Source organism: Streptomyces sp. NPDC096132 (genome assembly GCF_044763345.1).
In the GTDB taxonomy this organism is placed as follows: Bacteria; Actinomycetota; Actinomycetes; order Streptomycetales; family Streptomycetaceae; genus Streptomyces.
In genome coordinates this window covers 319,606-337,578 of sequence record NZ_JBIWGA010000004.1, presented here as the reverse complement: position 1 = coordinate 337,578, position 17,973 = coordinate 319,606, and the positions used below count along the sequence as shown (strand labels likewise).

Below are 17,973 nucleotides of genomic sequence, written 5' to 3'. Positions count from 1 at the left end.
CCGGGCCGACCCCGCTCACTCCGGCCGCGGCCGCCACTGGGGCGGAACCACGGCCAGCCGGAACCACACCGCCTTGCCCTTCTCGGTGGGGCGGTGCCCGCAGGACGAGCTCAGGGCGCGGATCAGCAGCAGTCCGCGCCCGTGTTCCTGCCAGGGGTCGGGCTCCACGCCGGACGGACGGGTGAGGTCGCCCGGCGGCATCGGATCGTGGTCGTGCACCTCCACCTGGCAGCCGGACGGCCGCAGCTCCACCACCAGCTCTATCGGGGCGTCCCCGGCGACGGTGTGCTCCACGGCGTTCGCGACCAGCTCGGCCGTCAGCAGCTCCGCCGTGTTGCTGTCCGCTCCGTGCTCCAGCTCGGCCAGCGCCGTACGGACCAGTGCACGGGCCACCGGCACGGCCGCGGCGGAGTGCGGCAGTGCGATCCGCCAGGAGGCGGCCGAGTCGGAGGGGCGATCTTGCAAGGCGAGTCCGTTCATGGCGCAGGGTCCCGTGATCGACATCAGGCGGTCCTGCTTTCAACTTCAGGAATGGTACGGCGACCCCCGGCGGGGGTGCTCGTCGGGCGCCGTACGGGGTGTTCGGCCCCGCTGACGGGTGGCTTACCCCGGACAACGGCCGCTCTCGCTTCCCTGCTCCCGTTGTTACCGCGTTATTGACGACCGGTGACACTGTGATCGGCGTTCCCGCGGCAACGCATATCGCGCCCTCGTGACGACGGTCACGCATGAGTGATAACTTCGAGGGTGACCGTCGAGGAGGCCGCCCTGATGAGTCCCTTCACCGGATCCGCCGCCCGCACATCCCACTGGGAACACCTCCGTGTCGAGCACACCGACGGCGTCGCCACCGTCACGCTCACCCGCCCCGCGAAACTCAACGCCCTCACCTTCGGCGCCTACGCCGACCTGCGCGACCTGCTCGCCGAGCTGTCCCGGGAGCGGTCGGTCCGCGCCCTGGTGCTGGCCGGCGAGGGCCGCGGCTTCTGCTCCGGAGGCGACGTCGACGAGATCATCGGCGCCACCCTCGCCCTGGACACCGCCCAGCTCCTCGACTTCAACCGGATGACCGGCCAGGTCGTGCGGGCCGTACGGGAATGCCCCTTCCCCGTGATCGCGGCCGTGCACGGCGTGGCGGCGGGCGCGGGCGCCGTCCTGGCACTGGCGGCGGACTTCCGAGTGGCCGACCCCACGGCCCGTTTCGCGTTCCTCTTCACCCGCGTCGGCCTCTCCGGCGGCGACATGGGCGCCGCCTACCTCCTGCCCCGGGTCGTCGGCCTCGGCCACGCCACCCGCCTCCTGATGCTCGGCGAACCGGTACGCGCCCCCGAGGCCGAGCGGATCGGCCTGATCAGCGAGCTCGCGGAGGACGGCGGCGCCGACGAGGCGGCCCGGACCCTGGCCCGCCGCCTGGCCGACGGCCCGGCCCTCGCCTACGCCCAGACGAAGGCCCTCCTGACGGCCGAGCTGGACATGCCGCTGGCGGCCTCGGTCGAACTCGACGCCTCGACGCAGGCCCTCCTGATGAACGGCGAGGACTACGCGGAGTTCCACGCGGCGTTCACGGAAAAGCGCCCTCCCAAATGGAGGGGACGGTGAGCATGCCCACCCAAGGGGCGCGGGGCGATGACATATGCGGCTCCGCCGCGTGTGCGCGACCAGCTACAGACAACCCGCACCCGCCCGAATCGACAAGCCACCCCCTACGAGTCGCGATCATCGGCGGCGGCCCAGCAGGCCTCTACGCCGCCGCGTTGCTCAAACAACTCGACCCCGCCCGAGAAATAACCCTCTGGGAACGCAACGCCCCCGACGACACCTTCGGCTTCGGAGTGGTCCTCTCCGACGAGACCCTCGGCGGCATAGAACACGCCGACCCCGCCGTCTACCAGGCCCTCCAACGCGACTTCATCCGCTGGGACGACATAGACATCGTCCACCGAGGCACCCGCCACACCTCCTCAGGACACGGCTTCGCCGCCCTCGGCAGGAAACGCCTCCTGGAGATCCTCCACAACCGCTGCCGCACCCTCGGCGTGGACCTCCGCTTCCGCACCGAGGCGCCCTACCCCTCCTGGCTCGCCGAGACGTACGACCTGGTCATCGCCGCCGACGGGGTGCACAGCACGACTCGCGAGGCGTACGCCGACGCCTTCCGCCCCCGTCTGACGGCCCACCGCTGCCGCTACATCTGGCTCGCCGCCGATTTCGCCTTCGACGCGTTCCGCTTCGAGATCGCCGAGACCGAGCACGGTGTCATGCAGCTGCACGGCTACCCGTACGCGGCCGACGCCTCCACCGTGATCGTCGAGATGCGCGAGGAGGTGTGGAGAGCAGCCGGTTTCGACGAACTCGACGAGCGCGAATCCATCGAGCGCTGCGCCAAGATCTTCACGGACGCGCTCGGCGGACACCCCCTGAAGTCGAACAACTCCACCTGGACCACCTTCCGCACGGTCGTCAACGAACGCTGGTCGCACGGCAACGTCGTGCTCCTCGGCGACGCCGCCCACACCGCGCACTTCTCCATCGGCTCCGGCACCAAACTCGCCGTCGAGGACGCCCTCGCCCTCGCGGCCTGTCTCGAGGAACAGCCCGATCTGCCCACGGCGTTGAGCGCCTACGAGGAGGAGCGCAGGCCCGTCGTCGCCTCCACCCAGCGGGCCGCCCGCGCCAGCCTGGAGTGGTTCGAGGACATCGGCCTCTACGTCGGCCAGTGGCCCCGCCGGTTCGCCTTCAACCTGCTCACCCGCAGCCGCCGCGTCACCCATGACAACCTGCGCCTGCGCGATGCGCGCTTCACCGAGGCCGTGGAGCGCGAGTTCGGCTGCCCACCCGGCACACCCCCGATGTTCACCCCGTTCCGGCTGCGCGGACTGACCCTGCGCAACCGGGTCGTCGTCTCGCCCATGGACATGTACTCCGCCACCGACGGCGTCCCCGGCGACTTCCACCTGGTCCATCTGGGCGCCCGCGCCCTCGGCGGGGCCGGGCTGGTGATGACCGAGATGGTGTGTGTGTCCGCCGAGGGCCGCATCACGCCCGGCTGCACCGGCCTCTACACCGCCCGCCAGGCCGACGCCTGGCGCCGGATCACCGACTTCGTCCACGCACAGGCACCCGGCACCGCGATCGGCGTGCAGCTCGGCCACTCCGGACGCAAGGGCTCGACGAAGCTGATGTGGGAGGGCATGGACGACCCGCTGCCCGACGGCAACTGGCCGCTCGTCGCCGCCTCCCCCCTGCCGTACAAGCCGGGCAGCCAGACCCCGCGCCGGCTGCCCCGCGCCCAACTCACCGATCTGCGGGAGCAGTTCGCCTCCGCCGCCTGGCGGGCCGCCCGGGCCGGATTCGACCTGCTCGAACTGCACTGCGCGCACGGCTATCTGCTGTCGGGCTTCCTCTCCCCGCTGACCAACCACCGGACGGACGCCTACGGCGGCTCGCTCGCGAAACGGCTGCGCTTCCCCCTGGAGGTCTTCGACGCCGTACGCGCGGTCTGGCCGGCGGAACGCCCGATGACGGTCCGTATCTCCGCCACCGACTGGGCCGACGGCGGGACGACGGCCGAGGACGCCGTCGAGATCGCGCGTGCCTTCGCCGCGCACGGCGCCGACCTGATCGACGTGTCCACCGGGCAGGTCGTCGCCGACGAGACACCGGAGTTCGGGCGGTCGTACCAGACGCCGTTCGCGGACCGCATCCGCAACGCGGCGGGTGTCCCGGTGATCGCCGTCGGCGCGATCTCGTCCTGGGACGACGTCAACTCGCTGATCCTGGCGGGCCGTACGGATCTCTGCGCCCTCGCCCGGCCCCACCTCTACGACCCGAACTGGACCCTGCACGCGGCCGCCGAGCAGGGCTACACCGGGCCGGGGGCCGACTGGCCCGTACCCTACCGGGCGGGCAGCCGGGCCCCGCGCACGGGACGTACGGACGCCCCCAAACCCCGTCTGTCCCTCACGAGTTGAGGTCGACCATGCCCGCCGTCAGCGTCGCCCCGTCGGCCGGGTCGATCAGGATGAACGCGCCCGTGCGACGCGAGAGCGCGTAGTCGTCCAGCGCGAGCGGTTCGGCGGTGCGCAGGGTGATCCGGCCCAGGTCGTTCACCGACAGCGCTGCCGGGCCGCCCAGGTCCCGCACGATCGCCTTGACCGTCCTGGTGGTGTGCTTGAGCAGCACCCGGTCGCCCACCCGCAGCGGACGGTCGGCCAGATGGCACACGGCCGCCCGCACGTCCTGGGTGAGCGTCGGGGCGCCCGCGCCCGCCGTGATCATGTCCCCGCGCGAGACGTCCTTCTGGTCGGCCAGCCGCACCCCGACCGACTGCGGCGCGTACGCCACCTCGACGTCCTCGCCCAGTACGTCGATGGCGGCGACCTCGGAGGTCTCGCCGGACGGGGACACGGTCACCCGGTCGCCGACCCGCAGCGAGCCCGACACCAGCTGGCCCGCGTAGTGGCGGACATCGCCGTGCCGGATGACGTACTGGACGGGGAAACGGGTGGGCGCGTCGGCCGGATCGACGCCGACGGGCACGTTCTCCAGGAACTCCAGCAGCGCCGGACCGGCGTACCAGTCCATGTGCGTCGAGCGCTCGACCACGTTGTCTCCGGCGAGCGCCGAGACCGGGATCGGGGTGAAGCCGGGGAGGCCCAGCTCGGCGGCGTCGCCCGCGAACTCCTCGACGATGCGCTCGAAGACGTCCTGCTCGTAGCCGACGAGGTCCATCTTGTTGACGGCGAGGACCACGTGCGGGACGCGCAGCAGGGCGGCCACGGCGGCGTGCCGGCGGGTCTGCTCGACCACGCCGTTGCGGGCGTCGACCAGGACGATCGCCAGCTCGGCGGTGGAGGCGCCGGTGACCATGTTCCGGGTGTACTGCACATGACCCGGGGTGTCGGCGAGGATGAACCGTCGGCGGGGCGTCGCGAAGTAGCGGTAGGCCACGTCGATGGTGATGCCCTGCTCGCGTTCGGCCCGCAGACCGTCGGTGAGCAGGGCCAGGTCGGGGGCGTCCTTGCCGCGGTTCCGGGAGGCGGTCTCCACGGCCTCCAGCTGGTCGGCCAGCACCGACTTGGAGTCGTGCAGCAGCCGTCCGACGAGGGTGGACTTGCCGTCGTCGACCGATCCGGCGGTGGCGAACCGCAGGGTGTCCACAGTCATCTCTAGAAATACCCCTCGCGCTTGCGGTCTTCCATCGCGGCCTCGGAGAGCTTGTCGTCGGCCCGGGTCGCGCCGCGTTCGGTGAGCCGGGACGCGGCGATCTCGGCGATGACCTGATCGAGGGTCACCGCGTCGGAGTCCACCGCGCCGGTGCAGGACATGTCGCCGACCGTGCGGTAGCGGACCTGCCGCTTCTCGACGGTCTCACCCGGCTTGGGGCCGCCCCACTCGCCCGCGGTGAGCCACATGCCGCCCCGCCGGAACACCTCGCGGTAGTGGGCGAAGTAGATCTCCGGCAGCTCGATGCCCTCCCGGTCGATGTACTGCCAGACGTCCAGCTCGGTCCAGTTGGAGAGCGGGAAGACCCGGACGTGCTCGCCGGGCGCGTGCCGCCCGTTGTACAGGTTCCACAGCTCGGGGCGCTGCCGGCGCGGGTCCCACTGGGAGAACTCGTCGCGCAGCGAGAAGACGCGCTCCTTCGCCCGGGCCTTCTCCTCGTCGCGGCGGCCACCGCCGAACACGGCGTCGAAGCGCTCGGACTGGATCCTCTCGGTGAGCGGCAGGGTCTGGAGCGGGTTGCGGGTCCCGTCGGGCCGCTCGCGCAGCACGCCCCGGTCGATGTAGTCCTGCACGGACGCCACATGGAGGCGCAGGCCGTGCTCGGCCACGACCCGGTCGCGGTACTCGATGACCTCGGGGAAGTTGTGCCCGGTGTCCACGTGCAGCAGCGAGAAGGGGACCGCCGCCGGGGCGAACGCCTTCAGCGCCAGGTGCAGCATGACGATGGAGTCCTTGCCGCCGGAGAACAGGATCACCGGGTTCTCGAACTCGCCCGCCACCTCGCGGAAGATGTGCACCGCCTCGGACTCCAGCGCGTCCAGATGGGAGAACCCGTAGCCGCTCACACGAGCCCCCGCTCCGCCAGCAGCGCGTACACCGCGTCCGCCGACTCCTTCGGCGTCTGCTCCTGCGTCGCCAGCACGAGCGCGGGGGCCGCCGGCACCTCGTACGGGTCGTCGACGCCGGTCAGCCCGGTCAGTTCGCCCGCCGCCTGCCTGGCGTACAGCCCCTTCACGTCCCGCTCGCTGCACACCTCGACCGGAGTGGCGACATGCACCTCGAGGTACGGCGTCCCGCTCTTCTCGTGCCGCAGCCGCACCGCCTCGCGGCTGTCGGCGTACGGCGCGATGACGGGGACGACGGACAGGACGCCGTTGCGTGCCAGGACCTCCGAGACGAGCCCGATCCGCTGCACGTTGGTGTTGCGGTCCGCGCGGCTGAAGCCGAGGCCGGCGGAGAGGAAGCGGCGGATCTCGTCGCCGTCCAGGACCTCCACGCGGTGTCCCTCGGTCCTCAGCCGGTCGCCCAGCAGACGGGCGATCGTCGTCTTGCCCGCGCTCGGCAGCCCGGTGAGCCAGACCGTGGCCCCTTGTGCCCTTGGCGTGCTGGTCATGCGCAACAGTCCTCTTTCCTACCGGCGTGCGACCCGTGGAACGGTAGGTAAGGAGTCTGAGAGGAGCTGTTAAGGAACCTGAGGTTTAGCTGAGTGATGCCTGGTGTTCATGGGGTCACACCCCCGCGAACTCCGCCCCCGCGTCCCGCAGCCGCTCGTGCAGCCCGTGGAACACGGCCGCCGAGCGCGCCCCCGGCCAGTTCCCGGGGAGCAGCCGGGCGGGCAGGCCCGGGTCGGTGTAGGGCAGGTGGCGCCAGGAGTCCAGGGCCAGGAGGTAGTCGCGGTAGGCCTCCTCCGGAGGCGTGTCCGTCCGCTGCTGCCAGGACCGCAGCACCTGCGCGTGGCGGTCGAGGAACGCCTCGTGCTCCTTGGCGATGGCCGCCAGGTCCCACCAGCGGGCCACCGCCTCGACGGTCGGCGCGAAGCCGAGGTGCTCGCCGCGGAAGAAGTCGACGTACGCGTCGAGCCTGAGCCGCTGGAGGGTGTGCCGGGTCTCCTCGTACAGCCGCGCCGGGGCGATCCACACCCCCGGGGCCGCCGTGCCGAAGCCCAGTCCGGCCAGCCGGGAGCGCAGGACGTGCCGTTTCTGCCGTTCCGACTCCGGCACGGAGAACACCGCCAGCACCCAGCTCTCGTCCCCGGCGGGTGCCGTGGCGTAGATGCGCCGGTCCCCGTCGTCGAGCAACTGCCGTGCCTCGTCGGAGAGTTCGTAGCCGGCCGCGCCCTGGGCCGTCCGGGCCGGCAGCAGCAGTCCGCGCCGCTTCAGACGGGACACCGAGGAGCGTACGGAGGGCGCGTCGACGCCGACCGCGGCAAGCAGCCGGATCAGCTCGGCGACGGGCACCGGGCCCGGCACGAAGCGGCCGTAGGCGCCGTAGAGCGTGACGATGAGAGACCGAGGTGCGGGCTGGTCGGACACGTTGATCATCTTAGGTCGTCGGCATCACGGCTGGTCACCATCGGTGTCACCGCCGGTGTGACCTTCGTCGTGCCCGCCGGCGCGCAGGCGGAACCGCTGGAGTTTGCCGGTCGCGGTGCGGGGCAGCGCGTCCAGGAAGACGATCTCGCGCGGACACTTGTACGGCGCCAGCTCCTCCTTGACGAAGGCGCGCAGGGCGTCGGCGTCCCGCGGCGCACCCTCGCGCAGGACGGCGAACGCCACGACCACCTGCCCCCGGTCCTCGTCGGGGCGTCCGACGACCGCCGCCTCGACCACGTCCGGGTGGCGCAGCAACGCCTCCTCGACCTCCGGGCCCGCGATGTTGTACCCGGCGGAGATGATCATGTCGTCGGCCCGGGCGACGTACCGGAAGTAGCCGTCGGGCTCGCGGACGTAGGTGTCGCCGGTGATGTTCCACCCGTCCCGCACGTACTCCAGCTGACGCGGGTCGGAGAGGTAGCGGCAGCCCACCGGGCCGCGCACGGCGAGCAGTCCGGGCTCGCCGTCGGGCACGGGCGCGCCCTCGGTGTCCTGCACGCGCGCGTGCCAGCCGGGGACCGGGACGCCGGTGGTGCCGGGGCGGATGTGCTCGTCGGCGGCGGAGATGAAGATGTGCAGCAGCTCGGTGGCGCCGATGCCGTTGATGAGCCGCAGCCCGGTCCGCTCGTGCCAGGCCCGCCAGGTCGCCGCGGGCAGGTTCTCGCCGGCGGAGACACAGCGGCGCAGCGAGCTCACGTCGTGCGCGGCGAGGTCGTCGAGCATCGCGCGGTAGGCGGTGGGCGCCGTGAACAGCACGCTCACCCGGTGCTCGGCGATCGCGGGCAGCAGCTGCCGGGGGCTCGCCTGTTCGAGCAGCAGCGCGCTCGCCCCCGCCCGCAGCGGGAAGACGACCAGCCCGCCCAGCCCGAAGGTGAAGCCGAGCGGCGGACTGCCGGCGAAGACGTCGTCCGGCAGCGGTTTCAGGACGTGCCGCGAGAAGGTGTCGGCGATCGCCAGTACGTCCCGGTGGAAGTGGACGCACCCCTTGGGCCGGCCCGTGGTGCCGGAGGTGAACGCGATCAGCGCCACGTCGTCGGCCGCGGTGTCCACCGCCGGGAACGGCGTGCTCGGCGCCGGCCGGTGCAGCAGGTCGTCGGGGGAGTCGCCGCCGTACGTGGTGATCCGCAAGCCGGGTATCTCCGCCTTGGCGAGGTCGTCCACGGCCCGCACGTCGCACAGGGCGTGCTCCACCCGGGCGATCTCGCACATCGTGCGCAGCTCGTGCGGCCGCTGCCGGTCCAGGACGGTGACCGCGATCGCGCCCGCCTTCAGCACCGCCAGCCAGCAGGCCGCGAGCCACGGCGTGGTCGGGCCGCGCAGCAGGACCCGGTTGCCGGGGACGACCCCGAGGCCGCCGGCGAGCAGATGCGCGATCCGGTCGACACGGGTGCGCAGCTCGCCGTACGTCCAGGCGGGGCCGGCAGGGGTGCGGAACACCGGTCGGCCGGGCTCGGTGGCGTGGTCGAGCAACTCGGCGGCGCAGTTCAGCCGGTCGGGGTAGCGCAGTTCCGGCAGGTCGAAGTGGAGGTCGGGCCACTGGCCGGGTGGCGGGAGGTGGTCGCGCGCGAAGGTGTCGACGTGGGCCGAGACGTTCATGGGCGTTCGCCCCCTTGCCTGGACGGGCTGCCCCGGGTGGGCGTCCTGGTGGGCCGGGCTCGCGCACCGAGCGTATCGCGTTGGTGACGGCAGTCAACAGGACGCGATACCGTCGGGGGAGACACGGGAGAGGGGACCGGCGATGTCCGCATTCTCGCTCGAACCGGCACAGACCGCCTGGTGTGCCGAGCTGCGCGCCCTGGCCGCCGACCGGCTCCGCCCGCTCGCCGAGAAGGGCGAACCGGGCCGCGTCAACCGTCCCCTGCTCGCGGAGCTCGGCCGACTCGGGCTGCTCTCCCGTCTGTTCACCTCGGGCGCCCTCGATCTCTGCCTGATGCGCGAGTCCCTCGCCCAGGGCTGCACCGAGGCGGAGACCGCGCTCGCCCTCCAGGGCCTCGGCGCGCATCCGGTCCACGCCCACGGCAGCCCCGCCCAGCGCGAGCGCTGGCTGCCGTCCGTCGCCGACGGCAGCGCGGTCGCCGCGTTCGCGCTGTCCGAAGCGGGGGCGGGCTCGGACGCGGCGGCGCTGTCCCTCGCCGCCGAGCCCGACGGCTCGGACGCCTGGCGGCTGACCGGCGGGAAGGGCTGGATATCCAACGCCCCCGAGGCCGACTTCTACACCGTCTTCGCCCGGACGACGCAGGGCGCCGGCGCCCGCGGCGTCACGGCCTTCCTCGTCCCCGCCGACCGCCCCGGCCTCACCGGCACCCCCCTCGACATGCTCTCCCCGCACCCCATCGGCGCCCTCGACTTCGACGCCGTCCCGGTCACCGCGGCCGACGTGCTCGGCGAACCCGACCGCGGCTTCCGCGTCGCCATGACCACCCTCGACCTCTTCCGCCCCAGCGTCGGCGCCTTCGCGGTCGGCATGGCCCAGGCGGCCCTCGACGCGACCCTCGCCTGGACCTCCCGACGTGACGCCTTCGGCGGCAAGTTGAAGGACCTGCAGACCGTCGCGCACACCGTCGCCGAGATGGCCCTGCGCACGGAGGCGGCCCGCCTGATGGTCCACGCCGCGGCCACGGCGTACGACACCGGCGCCCCCGACATCCCCCAACGCGCCGCCATGGCCAAGCTGTTGGCCACCGAGACCGCGCAGTACGTCGTCGACGCGGCCGTCCAGCTCCACGGCGCCCGCGCCCTGCACCGCGGCCATCTGCTCGAACACCTCTACCGCGAGGTCCGCGCCCCGCGCATCTACGAGGGGGCCAGTGAGGTCCAACGCGGCATCATCGCCCGCGAGTTGTACGCCGCCCTGGAGGCAGCCCGATGACCGCCGAACGCGTCAACCCGCCCGGACTGTCCCCGCCCACCGGCTTCTCCCACGCCGTCGTCGCCACCGGCTCCCGGGTGGTGTTCCTGGCGGGCCAGACCGCGCTCGACGCCGACGGGAAGGTCGTAGGGGACTCGCTGCCCGCGCAGTTCGCCCGGGCCCTGGCGAATCTGCTGGCCGCGCTGCGGGCGGCGGGCGGCACACCGGCGGACCTGGCGCGCGTCACGGTCTACGTCACGGACGTCGCCGACTATCGCGCCCGGGCACCCGAACTCGGCCGCATCTGGCGGGAGTCGGCGGGCCGGGACTATCCGGCGATGGCAGTCGTCGGGATCGTACGGCTGTGGGACGAGGAGGCCCTCGTCGAGTTGGACGGGTTCGCGGTGCTGGATCCGTGAGCGGGGCTCCGGATCCGTGCGTGGTCGTGGATCAGGCCGCGACGGCCAGCCGGTCGGCGGGAACGCGGTGCGGGGCCACGACGCGGCCGTCGGGGAGGAGCTCCCCGGAGTCGTCGAAGACGATCGTGCCGTCGCACAGCAGGCTCCAGCCCTGCTCGGGGTGGGCGGCGACGACGTGCATGGCGTGGTCGTCGGCAGAAGCGCCGGCGAAGGAGTGGGAACACATGGCGCACCTCCACGTCGGTGGGGGCCGGCCGGCCGGTCGGCCTCCCATGGGACGACCATGCGCCTGCCTCCCGGACATCGCCAGAGTCTTCCGGGAAGCGTGACAGCACCAGGACAACTCCAGGACCGTTCGCCGACGACCGGTGCGGACTCGCCACCGAAGGGGTGACGGTCACGGCCCCGGGCCCCTCCGCCCGGTACGAGTGGAAGCCCCCCACCACAGGAGGTCTTCCATGTTGCTTCGCCCCGCTCTGGCCGCGGCGGCCGGCGCCGCCCTGTTCCTGCTCGCCGTGCCGGTCCAGGCCGCCGGCGCCGCCCCGTCCGAGAGCCTCACCGTCGACGCGGTCGCCCGGATCGCCTCCGACGGCACGATCACCCTGTCCGGCACCTACCGCTGCGTCGGCAGCGCGGGCCCGGTCTACGTCAGCACCAACGTCCGGCAGGGCGACGCCCCCATGCGGTACGGCATCGGCGGCACCCATGCGGTGTGCGACGGCGCCGCGCACACCTGGAAGAACAGCGGCAGGGCCGCCTCGGGCGCGCTGAAGGCCGGCCCCGCCCACGTCGAGGCCACCGTGATGGAGCTCGAGCCCCGCGGCGGCCTGCCGCTGCCCCGCTTCCACGCGGTGCGGCAGCAGGAGGTCACCCTGACCGCCCCCGCCGACCGGGGCTGACCCGACCTCGCGGTCGAGCCGTCGCGCGGCCCGCCCGGCCTGCTGTCGACGTCCGGCTGTTCTGTCGGACGGCGCAGGTCGCGCGGGCCGAATTCACTTCGCGGACGGTTCCGCTCCCTCGCGCGGAGCGGCTCCTTCCTGACAGGCTCTGGCCTGTGACGTACGTAGTGACGGTGGACACGTGTATCCCGGAGGGCACTCCGGAGCTCGACCCGCTTCAGCGCGCCGGTGCCGTGGCGCTCATCGAGGACGGATTCGACTCCGTCAAGGCCGTCGAGGGGCCCGACGGCGTGGAGGTCGGTCTTCTCGACACCATCGTGGCCGTCCACCCCGGCGGAGCCCTACTGAAGGTCGTCGTGGACGCTCCGGCCCTGGAGTTCGCCGAGGACTCGGTGCATGTGCTGGTGGACGAACTGCTGGAGCGCACCGAGCTGTTGGCGGACTGGACGATCGAGCGGTGCGAGGTCGAGCTGCACCAGGAGCTGGCCAGGGAGAGTCTCGACGCCGCCGACGGTCCCGACGCCCCGCCCGAGGACCCGGCGGCCCGCAAGGCCCGGCACACCGGTAGCCCGCCGACCGAGGGCGCGGCGGTGGGCCACGAGGCCGAGGCGAAGGCCACGGCCGTGCGCGACCGCATGCTGGGACTCGCGGACGAACTGCGCTCCTTCCCCCTGACGGTGTTCGGCGTGCCCGACGAAGAAGACGGGCCCGACGAAGAAGACACAGAAGATGCGGGAGCAGGGCGGGTCGCCGTCCCGCGGGACAGTGCCAGGCTCGCCGCCGGCGCGTTGGTCTGCGCGACCGGCACGCTGGTGGACGAGCTGTTCGAAGACCTTCAGGTCCTGACCCAGGAGGACACCACCGTCGCGGAGTGCGACGGTCCCCTGTGGCATCTGGAGCGGCTTCCCGACCGGTACGCGCTCCAGTACGACGCCCGTTTCGCCCGCCGCTTCCTGGTGACGGCGATCGCCATGACCACCCGCTTCACCGACGGGAGCTTCCGGCGGCCCAGCTGTGTCGCCGAGGAGATCGCCCTGAAGCTCCTCCTGGACCAGGCGGCCATGACGCTGGAGCTGCACGGGCTCCTGGACGAGGCCGTCTCGGCGGCCCTCGACTTCTTCGCCCGCCACGTGTACGAGGACATGACCCACGAGTGGCTCTACGACGACTCCCTGGACGGGATCGCCGAGGACGCCGTGGGAGCGGCGCTCGGCGTCGCGCCCATGGCGTTCAGGACCTGGTTCACGCCGTTCGACCGGGGCCGGTACGTCCACCCGTCGTCGGCGGACGAGCCCGAGGGAGTGGAGTCGAAGCCGCCGAACTGAGCGGGAGCTTCGGGAGAGGGGGCAAGGGGACGTACCCACCTCTTGCCACTCTCAAGCTATAGCGCACCGGGGGGCTTGCGGCAAGGCCCCCGTCGTGCCGCAGAATCGCTGACCTAAGGCGAGGACCTGCGGAAATGGGGGATGTTCGACGTGTGTGTGTTCCTGTCGGCCCACGGGGCGTGCTGCGATGTCGAGCCGGATCGGACCCGATGACATGAATCCCTTGACCACCAGCGCGTTCGACCTGCCCGACCGGCTCTCCGCCAAGGCGGACCCGACGCTGATCGCCCGCGACGAGCAGCACTTCGCGGCCGTCGCCGAGTGCCTCGAGCAGGCGATCGCCGAACTGTCCGACCGTCTCGACGCCGAGCGCAGGGCGCCCGGCGGCCTCGGCCGGGAGGCGATGGAACGGGACCTGGAGATCCACCGGCTCACCGGTCGGCTGCGCACCCTGCGCCGCTTCGGCCTGGACCTGTGCCTCGGCCACATGGTCGGCGCGGACGACCCCGAGCCCGTGTACATCGGACGGATCGGCCTCACCGACAGCGAGGGGCGCCGACTGCTGCTCGACTGGCGTTCCCCCGCCGCCGAACCGTTCTTCGCCGCGACCCACGCCCACCCGATGGGGCTGGCGAGCCGCCGCCGGTACCGCTGGACCCGGGGCCGGATCAGCGACTACTGGGACGAGGTGTTCACCGCCGACCGGCTCGACGGGCACGCCGCGCTCGACGACCAGTCCGCCTTCATCGCCAGCCTGGGCGCCAACAGGTCGGACCGGATGCGGGACGTGCTGGCCACCATCCAGGCCGACCAGGACGCCGTCATCCGCGCGGGTTCCCGTGGCGCTCTCGTCGTCGACGGCGGTCCGGGCACGGGCAAGACCGTCGTCGCCCTGCACCGCACCGCCCACCTCCTCTACTCCGACCCCCGCCTCGGTCACCGTCGGGGCGGCGTGCTGTTCGTCGGTCCGCACCGGCCCTATCTGGCCTACGTCGCCGATGTGCTGCCCAGCCTCGGCGAGGAGGGTGTGCAGACCTGCATCCTGCGGGACCTCGTCGCCGAGGGGGACGCGGCAGGACCCGAGACCGACCCGGAGGTGGCCCGCCTGAAGGCGTCCGCCGACCTGGTGAAGGCGATCGAGCCCGCCGTCAGGTTCTACGAGGAGCCGCCCACCGAGGGGATGACCGTCACGACCCCCTGGGCCGACGTCCGGCTGAGCGCGGGCGACTGGGCCGCGGCGTTCGAAGCGGCGGAGCCCGGTACCCCGCACAACGAGGCGCGCGCCCAGGTCTGGGAGGAACTGCTCACGATCCTGGAGGACAAGCACGGCTCGGGCGTCCCGGCGGACCTCCTCCGCAAGTCGCTGCGGCGGCACAGGGAGTTGCTCACCGCGTTCCACCGCGCCTGGCCGCTGCTCGAGGCCGCCGACCTCGTATCGGACCTGTGGTCGGTGCCCGCCTATCTGCGGATGTGCGCTCCCTGGCTCGACCGCGACGAGGTCGGGAAGCTGCAGCGTGCGGACCCCCAGGCCTGGACGGTGTCCGACCTGCCGCTCCTGGACGCGGCCCGGCAGCGGCTCGGCGACCCGGACACGGCCCGGCGCAGGCAGCGGCACGAGGCCGTCATCGCCGCCCAGCGCGAGCGCATGGCGCAGGTCGTCGACAACCTGATCGCGGCCGTGGCCGACTCCGGCGCCGACGGTGACGACGGCGAGGGCCTGGTGACGATGCTGCGCGGCGAGGACGCCAAGGTCAGCCTGGTCGACGAGTCCGAACTGCCCACCGCCGACCCGGACCTGCTCGCCGGTCCGTTCGCGCACATCGTCGTGGACGAGGCCCAGGAGCTCACCGACGCGGAGTGGCAGATGCTGATGCTCCGCTGCCCGTCCCGGAGCTTCACCATCGTCGGGGACCGCGCCCAGGCCAGGCACGGCTTCACGGAGTCCTGGCGGGAACGGCTTGAGCGGATCGGGTTCGACCGTATCGACCTGGCCTCGCTGAACATCAACTACCGGACGCCGCAGGAGATCATGACGGAGGCCGAGCCGGTCATCCGGGCCGTCCTCCCGGACGCCAACGTCCCGACCTCCATCCGCAGCAACGGCCTCCCCGTCGTCCACGGTTCCGTGTCCGACCTGGACACGGTCCTCGACACCTGGCTCGCCGCCCACACGGAGGGCACCGCCTGCGTCATCGGCGCCCCCGCCTTCCGGGGGACGGCCCGCGTCCGCTCGCTGACCCCCGAACTGTCCAAGGGCCTCGAGTTCGACCTGGTCGTCCTCGTCGATCCGGAGGACTTCGGCGAGGACATCGAGGGAGCGGTCGACCGCTATGTCGCCATGACCCGGGCGACCCGGCAGCTCGTCGTCCTCACCAGCGCCTGACGCCGGCGCGCGCTCGGTCGTCATACCTCCGTAGTACTCGCGCCTCCTCCTCAGGTATCCGAAGAGCGCATCCGCTTGGTGCGGTGGCACCAAGCGGAAGTGCCAGCACGAGCACGATGCCTCGACGCCCCCGCCCGGCCAGGCTGGTGATCCACCTCGATCCAGACCTGGAGACCCGTTTCTCGTGGCTACCTTCCTCTATCGGACGGGCCGGACCGCCTTCCGGCGGCGTCGGCTCGTGACGCTGTTGTGGGCAGTGGTCCTCGGTGCCGTCGGTCTCGGCGCCGCCAAGGCTCCCGCCGCCTCCGACGACGGCACGTCCTTCATGCCGGGCATCGAGGCGCAGAAGGCCTTCGACCTGATCGGAGAGCGTTTCCCCGGCACGGACGCCGACGGCGCGAGCGCGCGGATCGTGTTCGTCGCACCGGACGGGGCGAAGGTGACCGCGTCCGGCAACCGTGCCGCCGTCGACGCGTTCGTGGCGAAGGCCGCCGACGAGCCCGAGGTCGCCGGCGCGGTCAGCCCGTTCACGGCGGGCGCGGTGAGCGAGGACGGCTCCACCGCCTACGCCACGGTGAACTTCAAGGTGAAGGCGGCCGATCTCACCGACGCGGACAAGGCCGCACTCGAACAGGCCATCGACGAGGCCCGCGACAGCGGCCTCACCGTCGAGGTCGGCGGCGACGCGCTCGCCGAACAGCCCGCGGCGGGCGGCTCCGCCGAGGCCGTCGGCATCGCCCTCGCCGCGGTCGTCCTGCTGATCACGTTCGGATCGCTCGCGGCGGCCGGTCTGCCGCTGCTCACCGCCGTCGTCGGTGTCGGCGTCAGCATGGCCGCCATCCTGGCCCTGGGCAGCGTCTTCGGCCTCTCCCTGACCACCGGGACGCTGGCCACGATGCTGGGACTGGCGGTCGGCATCGACTACGCCCTCTTCGTGGTCTCCCGCTACCGGGAGGAGCGGGCGGGCGGCCACGCCCCGCGTGAGGCGGCCGGTCTCGCCGTCGGTACGGCCGGCTCGGCCGTGGTGTTCGCGGGCCTGACGGTCGTCATCGCGCTGGCGGGTCTGGCGGTGGTCGGCGTGCCGATGCTGACCAAGATGGGTCTGTGCGCGGCGGGCGCCGTGGTCGTCGCCGTTCTGGTCGCCCTCACCCTGGTCCCGGCCCTGCTCGGCATGTGGCCGGACGCCGTGCTCTCCCGCGGCACGCGCAGGCGCGGTCCCGCTGCCGGCCGATCGGCCGGCAGCGCGGACAACGGCGGTTCCCGGTGGGCGCGGTTCGTGCTGCGCCACCCGGTGGCCGTGCTGGTGTCCTGCGTCGCCGGTCTCGGCATCCTGGCCCTGCCCGCCACGCAGCTGGAGATGGGCATGCCGGGGGCCGAGTCCAAGCCCGTCTCCTCCACCGAGCGACGCGCCTACGACGCGCTCGCGGACGGCTTCGGCGCGGGCTTCAACGGACCGCTGACGATCGTGGTGGACGCCAAGGACGCGGCGGAACCCGAGGCGGCCGTGACCGGGATCGCCCAGGAGATCGGGGCGACCCGCGGAGTGGTGTCCGTGTCTCCCGCGCGGTTCAACCCGGCCGGTGACACCGCGCTCTTCTCCGCGGTCCCGACCGCCGGCCCGAACACCGAGGACACCAAGGACCTCGTCAAGACCATCCGCGCGGAACGAGCCGGGCTCGAACGGGCGACGGGGGCGACCTTCGAGGTCACCGGCAGCACCGCGATGAACATCGACGTCGCGCAGGCCCTGCAGGGCGCGCTCGTGCCCTACCTGACCGTCATCGTCGCGCTGGCCCTGCTCCTGCTGCTGGTGGTCTTCCGTTCCGTGCTCGTACCCGTCAAGGCCGCCTTCGGGTTCCTGCTGTCGGTCCTGGCCGCCCTCGGCGCGGTCGTCGCGGTCTTCCAGTGGGGCTGGGGCGCGGACCTGCTGGGCGTGGAGCAGCCCGGTCCGATCATGAGCCTGATGCCGATCTTCCTGGTGGGCATCGTCTTCGGCCTGGCGATGGACTACGAGGTGTTCCTCGTCGCCCGTATGCGGGAGGCGTACGTCCACGGCGACCGGGCTCCCCAGGCGGTCGTCTCCGGATTCCGGCACAGCGCCCGCGTGGTCGTCGCCGCGGCGGTGATCATGATCGCGGTCTTCTCCGGGTTCATCGCCTCCGGCGAGTCGATGATCAAGACCATCGGCTTCGGCCTGGCCGTCGCCGTGCTGTTCGACGCCTTCGTCGTCCGGCTGGCGCTCGTGCCCGCGGTGCTGGCCCTGCTCGGCGACAAGGCGTGGTGGCTGCCCCGCCGGCTCGACCGGCTGCTGCCCCGCGTCGACGTCGAGGGCGCCCAGCTCACCACGCCACCGGCGCCCGGCGCCGGACCGACGGACAGCGAGCCCACGCGGCAGTCACCGGCCGCCGTCTGATGCGATCCACAGCGGTGGGCCGTGCGCTGCGATCCGCACCGGTGGGCCGCGGCCTGCGATCCGCACCGGTGGGCCGCGCCCCGCGATC

Annotated in this window: 15 protein-coding genes; 8 read left to right on the top strand and 7 right to left on the bottom strand. The window is 72.5% G+C overall.

The annotated features are described in order from the left end of the window. Positions 1 to 15: 15 nt before the first annotated feature. Positions 16 to 480, bottom strand: a complete 465-nt coding sequence (locus tag ACIRF9_RS12125; protein ID WP_403819535.1) for an ATP-binding protein — start codon at positions 478 to 480, stop codon at positions 16 to 18. 291 nt (positions 481 to 771) lie between these two features. Between ACIRF9_RS12125 and ACIRF9_RS12120 the strand changes: the two genes are divergently transcribed. Together ACIRF9_RS12120 and ACIRF9_RS12115 are read left to right on the top strand one after the other, a co-directional pair. After that, positions 772 to 1,599: an enoyl-CoA hydratase family protein gene (locus ACIRF9_RS12120; RefSeq protein ID WP_403819922.1), complete on the top strand. Its 828-nt coding sequence runs from the start codon at positions 772 to 774 to the stop codon at positions 1,597 to 1,599. Positions 1,600 to 1,601: 2 nt separating this feature from the next. Next, entirely contained in the window at positions 1,602 to 3,971 is a 2,370-nt protein-coding gene (locus ACIRF9_RS12115; protein ID WP_403819919.1) for a bifunctional salicylyl-CoA 5-hydroxylase/oxidoreductase, read from the top strand. On the opposite strand, the gene ACIRF9_RS12110 is transcribed toward ACIRF9_RS12115, so the two are convergent. The 5 genes from ACIRF9_RS12110 to ACIRF9_RS12090 form a co-directional block, all read right to left on the bottom strand. Then, a complete protein-coding gene (locus tag ACIRF9_RS12110; protein ID WP_403819533.1) occupies positions 3,961 to 5,166 on the bottom strand; it encodes a sulfate adenylyltransferase subunit 1 in 1,206 nt (401 codons plus the stop codon). The genes ACIRF9_RS12115 and ACIRF9_RS12110 overlap by 11 nt on opposite strands. 2 nt (positions 5,167 to 5,168) lie before the next feature. Then, complete coding sequence (cysD, locus tag ACIRF9_RS12105; RefSeq protein WP_403819531.1) at positions 5,169 to 6,071, bottom strand: sulfate adenylyltransferase subunit CysD; 903 nt, start codon at positions 6,069 to 6,071, stop codon at positions 5,169 to 5,171. Continuing rightward, positions 6,068 to 6,619, bottom strand: a complete 552-nt coding sequence (gene cysC, locus ACIRF9_RS12100) for an adenylyl-sulfate kinase (protein ID WP_403819529.1) — start codon at positions 6,617 to 6,619, stop codon at positions 6,068 to 6,070. The genes cysD and cysC overlap by 4 nt, the downstream gene beginning before the upstream one ends. A 115-nt stretch (positions 6,620 to 6,734) precedes the next feature. After that, positions 6,735 to 7,547, bottom strand: a complete 813-nt coding sequence (locus ACIRF9_RS12095; protein WP_403819528.1) for a PaaX family transcriptional regulator C-terminal domain-containing protein — start codon at positions 7,545 to 7,547, stop codon at positions 6,735 to 6,737. A 15-nt stretch (positions 7,548 to 7,562) separates the two neighbouring features. Then, positions 7,563 to 9,287 carry an AMP-binding protein gene (locus tag ACIRF9_RS12090; RefSeq protein ID WP_403819916.1) on the bottom strand — a complete coding sequence of 575 codons (1,725 nt, stop codon included), beginning with the start codon at positions 9,285 to 9,287 and terminating at the stop codon, positions 7,563 to 7,565. A gap of 49 nt (positions 9,288 to 9,336) precedes the next feature. Between ACIRF9_RS12090 and ACIRF9_RS12085 the strand changes: the two genes are divergently transcribed. After that, positions 9,337 to 10,467, top strand: a complete 1,131-nt coding sequence (locus tag ACIRF9_RS12085; protein WP_403819527.1) for an acyl-CoA dehydrogenase family protein — start codon at positions 9,337 to 9,339, stop codon at positions 10,465 to 10,467. Continuing rightward, positions 10,464 to 10,865: a RidA family protein gene (locus ACIRF9_RS12080; RefSeq protein WP_403819525.1), complete on the top strand. Its 402-nt coding sequence runs from the start codon at positions 10,464 to 10,466 to the stop codon at positions 10,863 to 10,865. Before ACIRF9_RS12085 ends, ACIRF9_RS12080 begins: the two co-directional genes overlap by 4 nt. Before the next feature lie 31 nt (positions 10,866 to 10,896). Here the strand turns inward: ACIRF9_RS12080 and ACIRF9_RS12075 are convergent, their stop codons facing one another. Continuing rightward, complete coding sequence (locus ACIRF9_RS12075) at positions 10,897 to 11,091, bottom strand: DUF5999 family protein (RefSeq protein ID WP_403819523.1); 195 nt, start codon at positions 11,089 to 11,091, stop codon at positions 10,897 to 10,899. 232 nt (positions 11,092 to 11,323) lie between these two features. Here ACIRF9_RS12075 and ACIRF9_RS12070 point away from each other — a divergent pair, with 232 nt between their 5' ends. The 4 genes from ACIRF9_RS12070 to ACIRF9_RS12055 all read left to right on the top strand — a co-directional run bounded on the left by ACIRF9_RS12070 (position 11,324) and on the right by ACIRF9_RS12055 (position 17,885). Further along, positions 11,324 to 11,764 (top strand): DUF6299 family protein, encoded by a 441-nt coding sequence (locus tag ACIRF9_RS12070; RefSeq protein ID WP_403819521.1) that lies wholly within the window; start codon positions 11,324 to 11,326, stop codon positions 11,762 to 11,764. A gap of 155 nt (positions 11,765 to 11,919) precedes the next feature. Next, positions 11,920 to 13,089 (top strand): hypothetical protein, encoded by a 1,170-nt coding sequence (locus ACIRF9_RS12065; protein ID WP_403819520.1) that lies wholly within the window; start codon positions 11,920 to 11,922, stop codon positions 13,087 to 13,089. A gap of 214 nt (positions 13,090 to 13,303) precedes the next feature. Continuing rightward, positions 13,304 to 15,472, top strand: a complete 2,169-nt coding sequence (helR, locus tag ACIRF9_RS12060; protein ID WP_403819518.1) for an RNA polymerase recycling motor ATPase HelR — start codon at positions 13,304 to 13,306, stop codon at positions 15,470 to 15,472. 184 nt (positions 15,473 to 15,656) lie between these two features. Beyond that, complete coding sequence (locus ACIRF9_RS12055) at positions 15,657 to 17,885, top strand: MMPL family transporter (protein ID WP_403819517.1); 2,229 nt, start codon at positions 15,657 to 15,659, stop codon at positions 17,883 to 17,885. Positions 17,886 to 17,973: the final 88 nt, after the last annotated feature.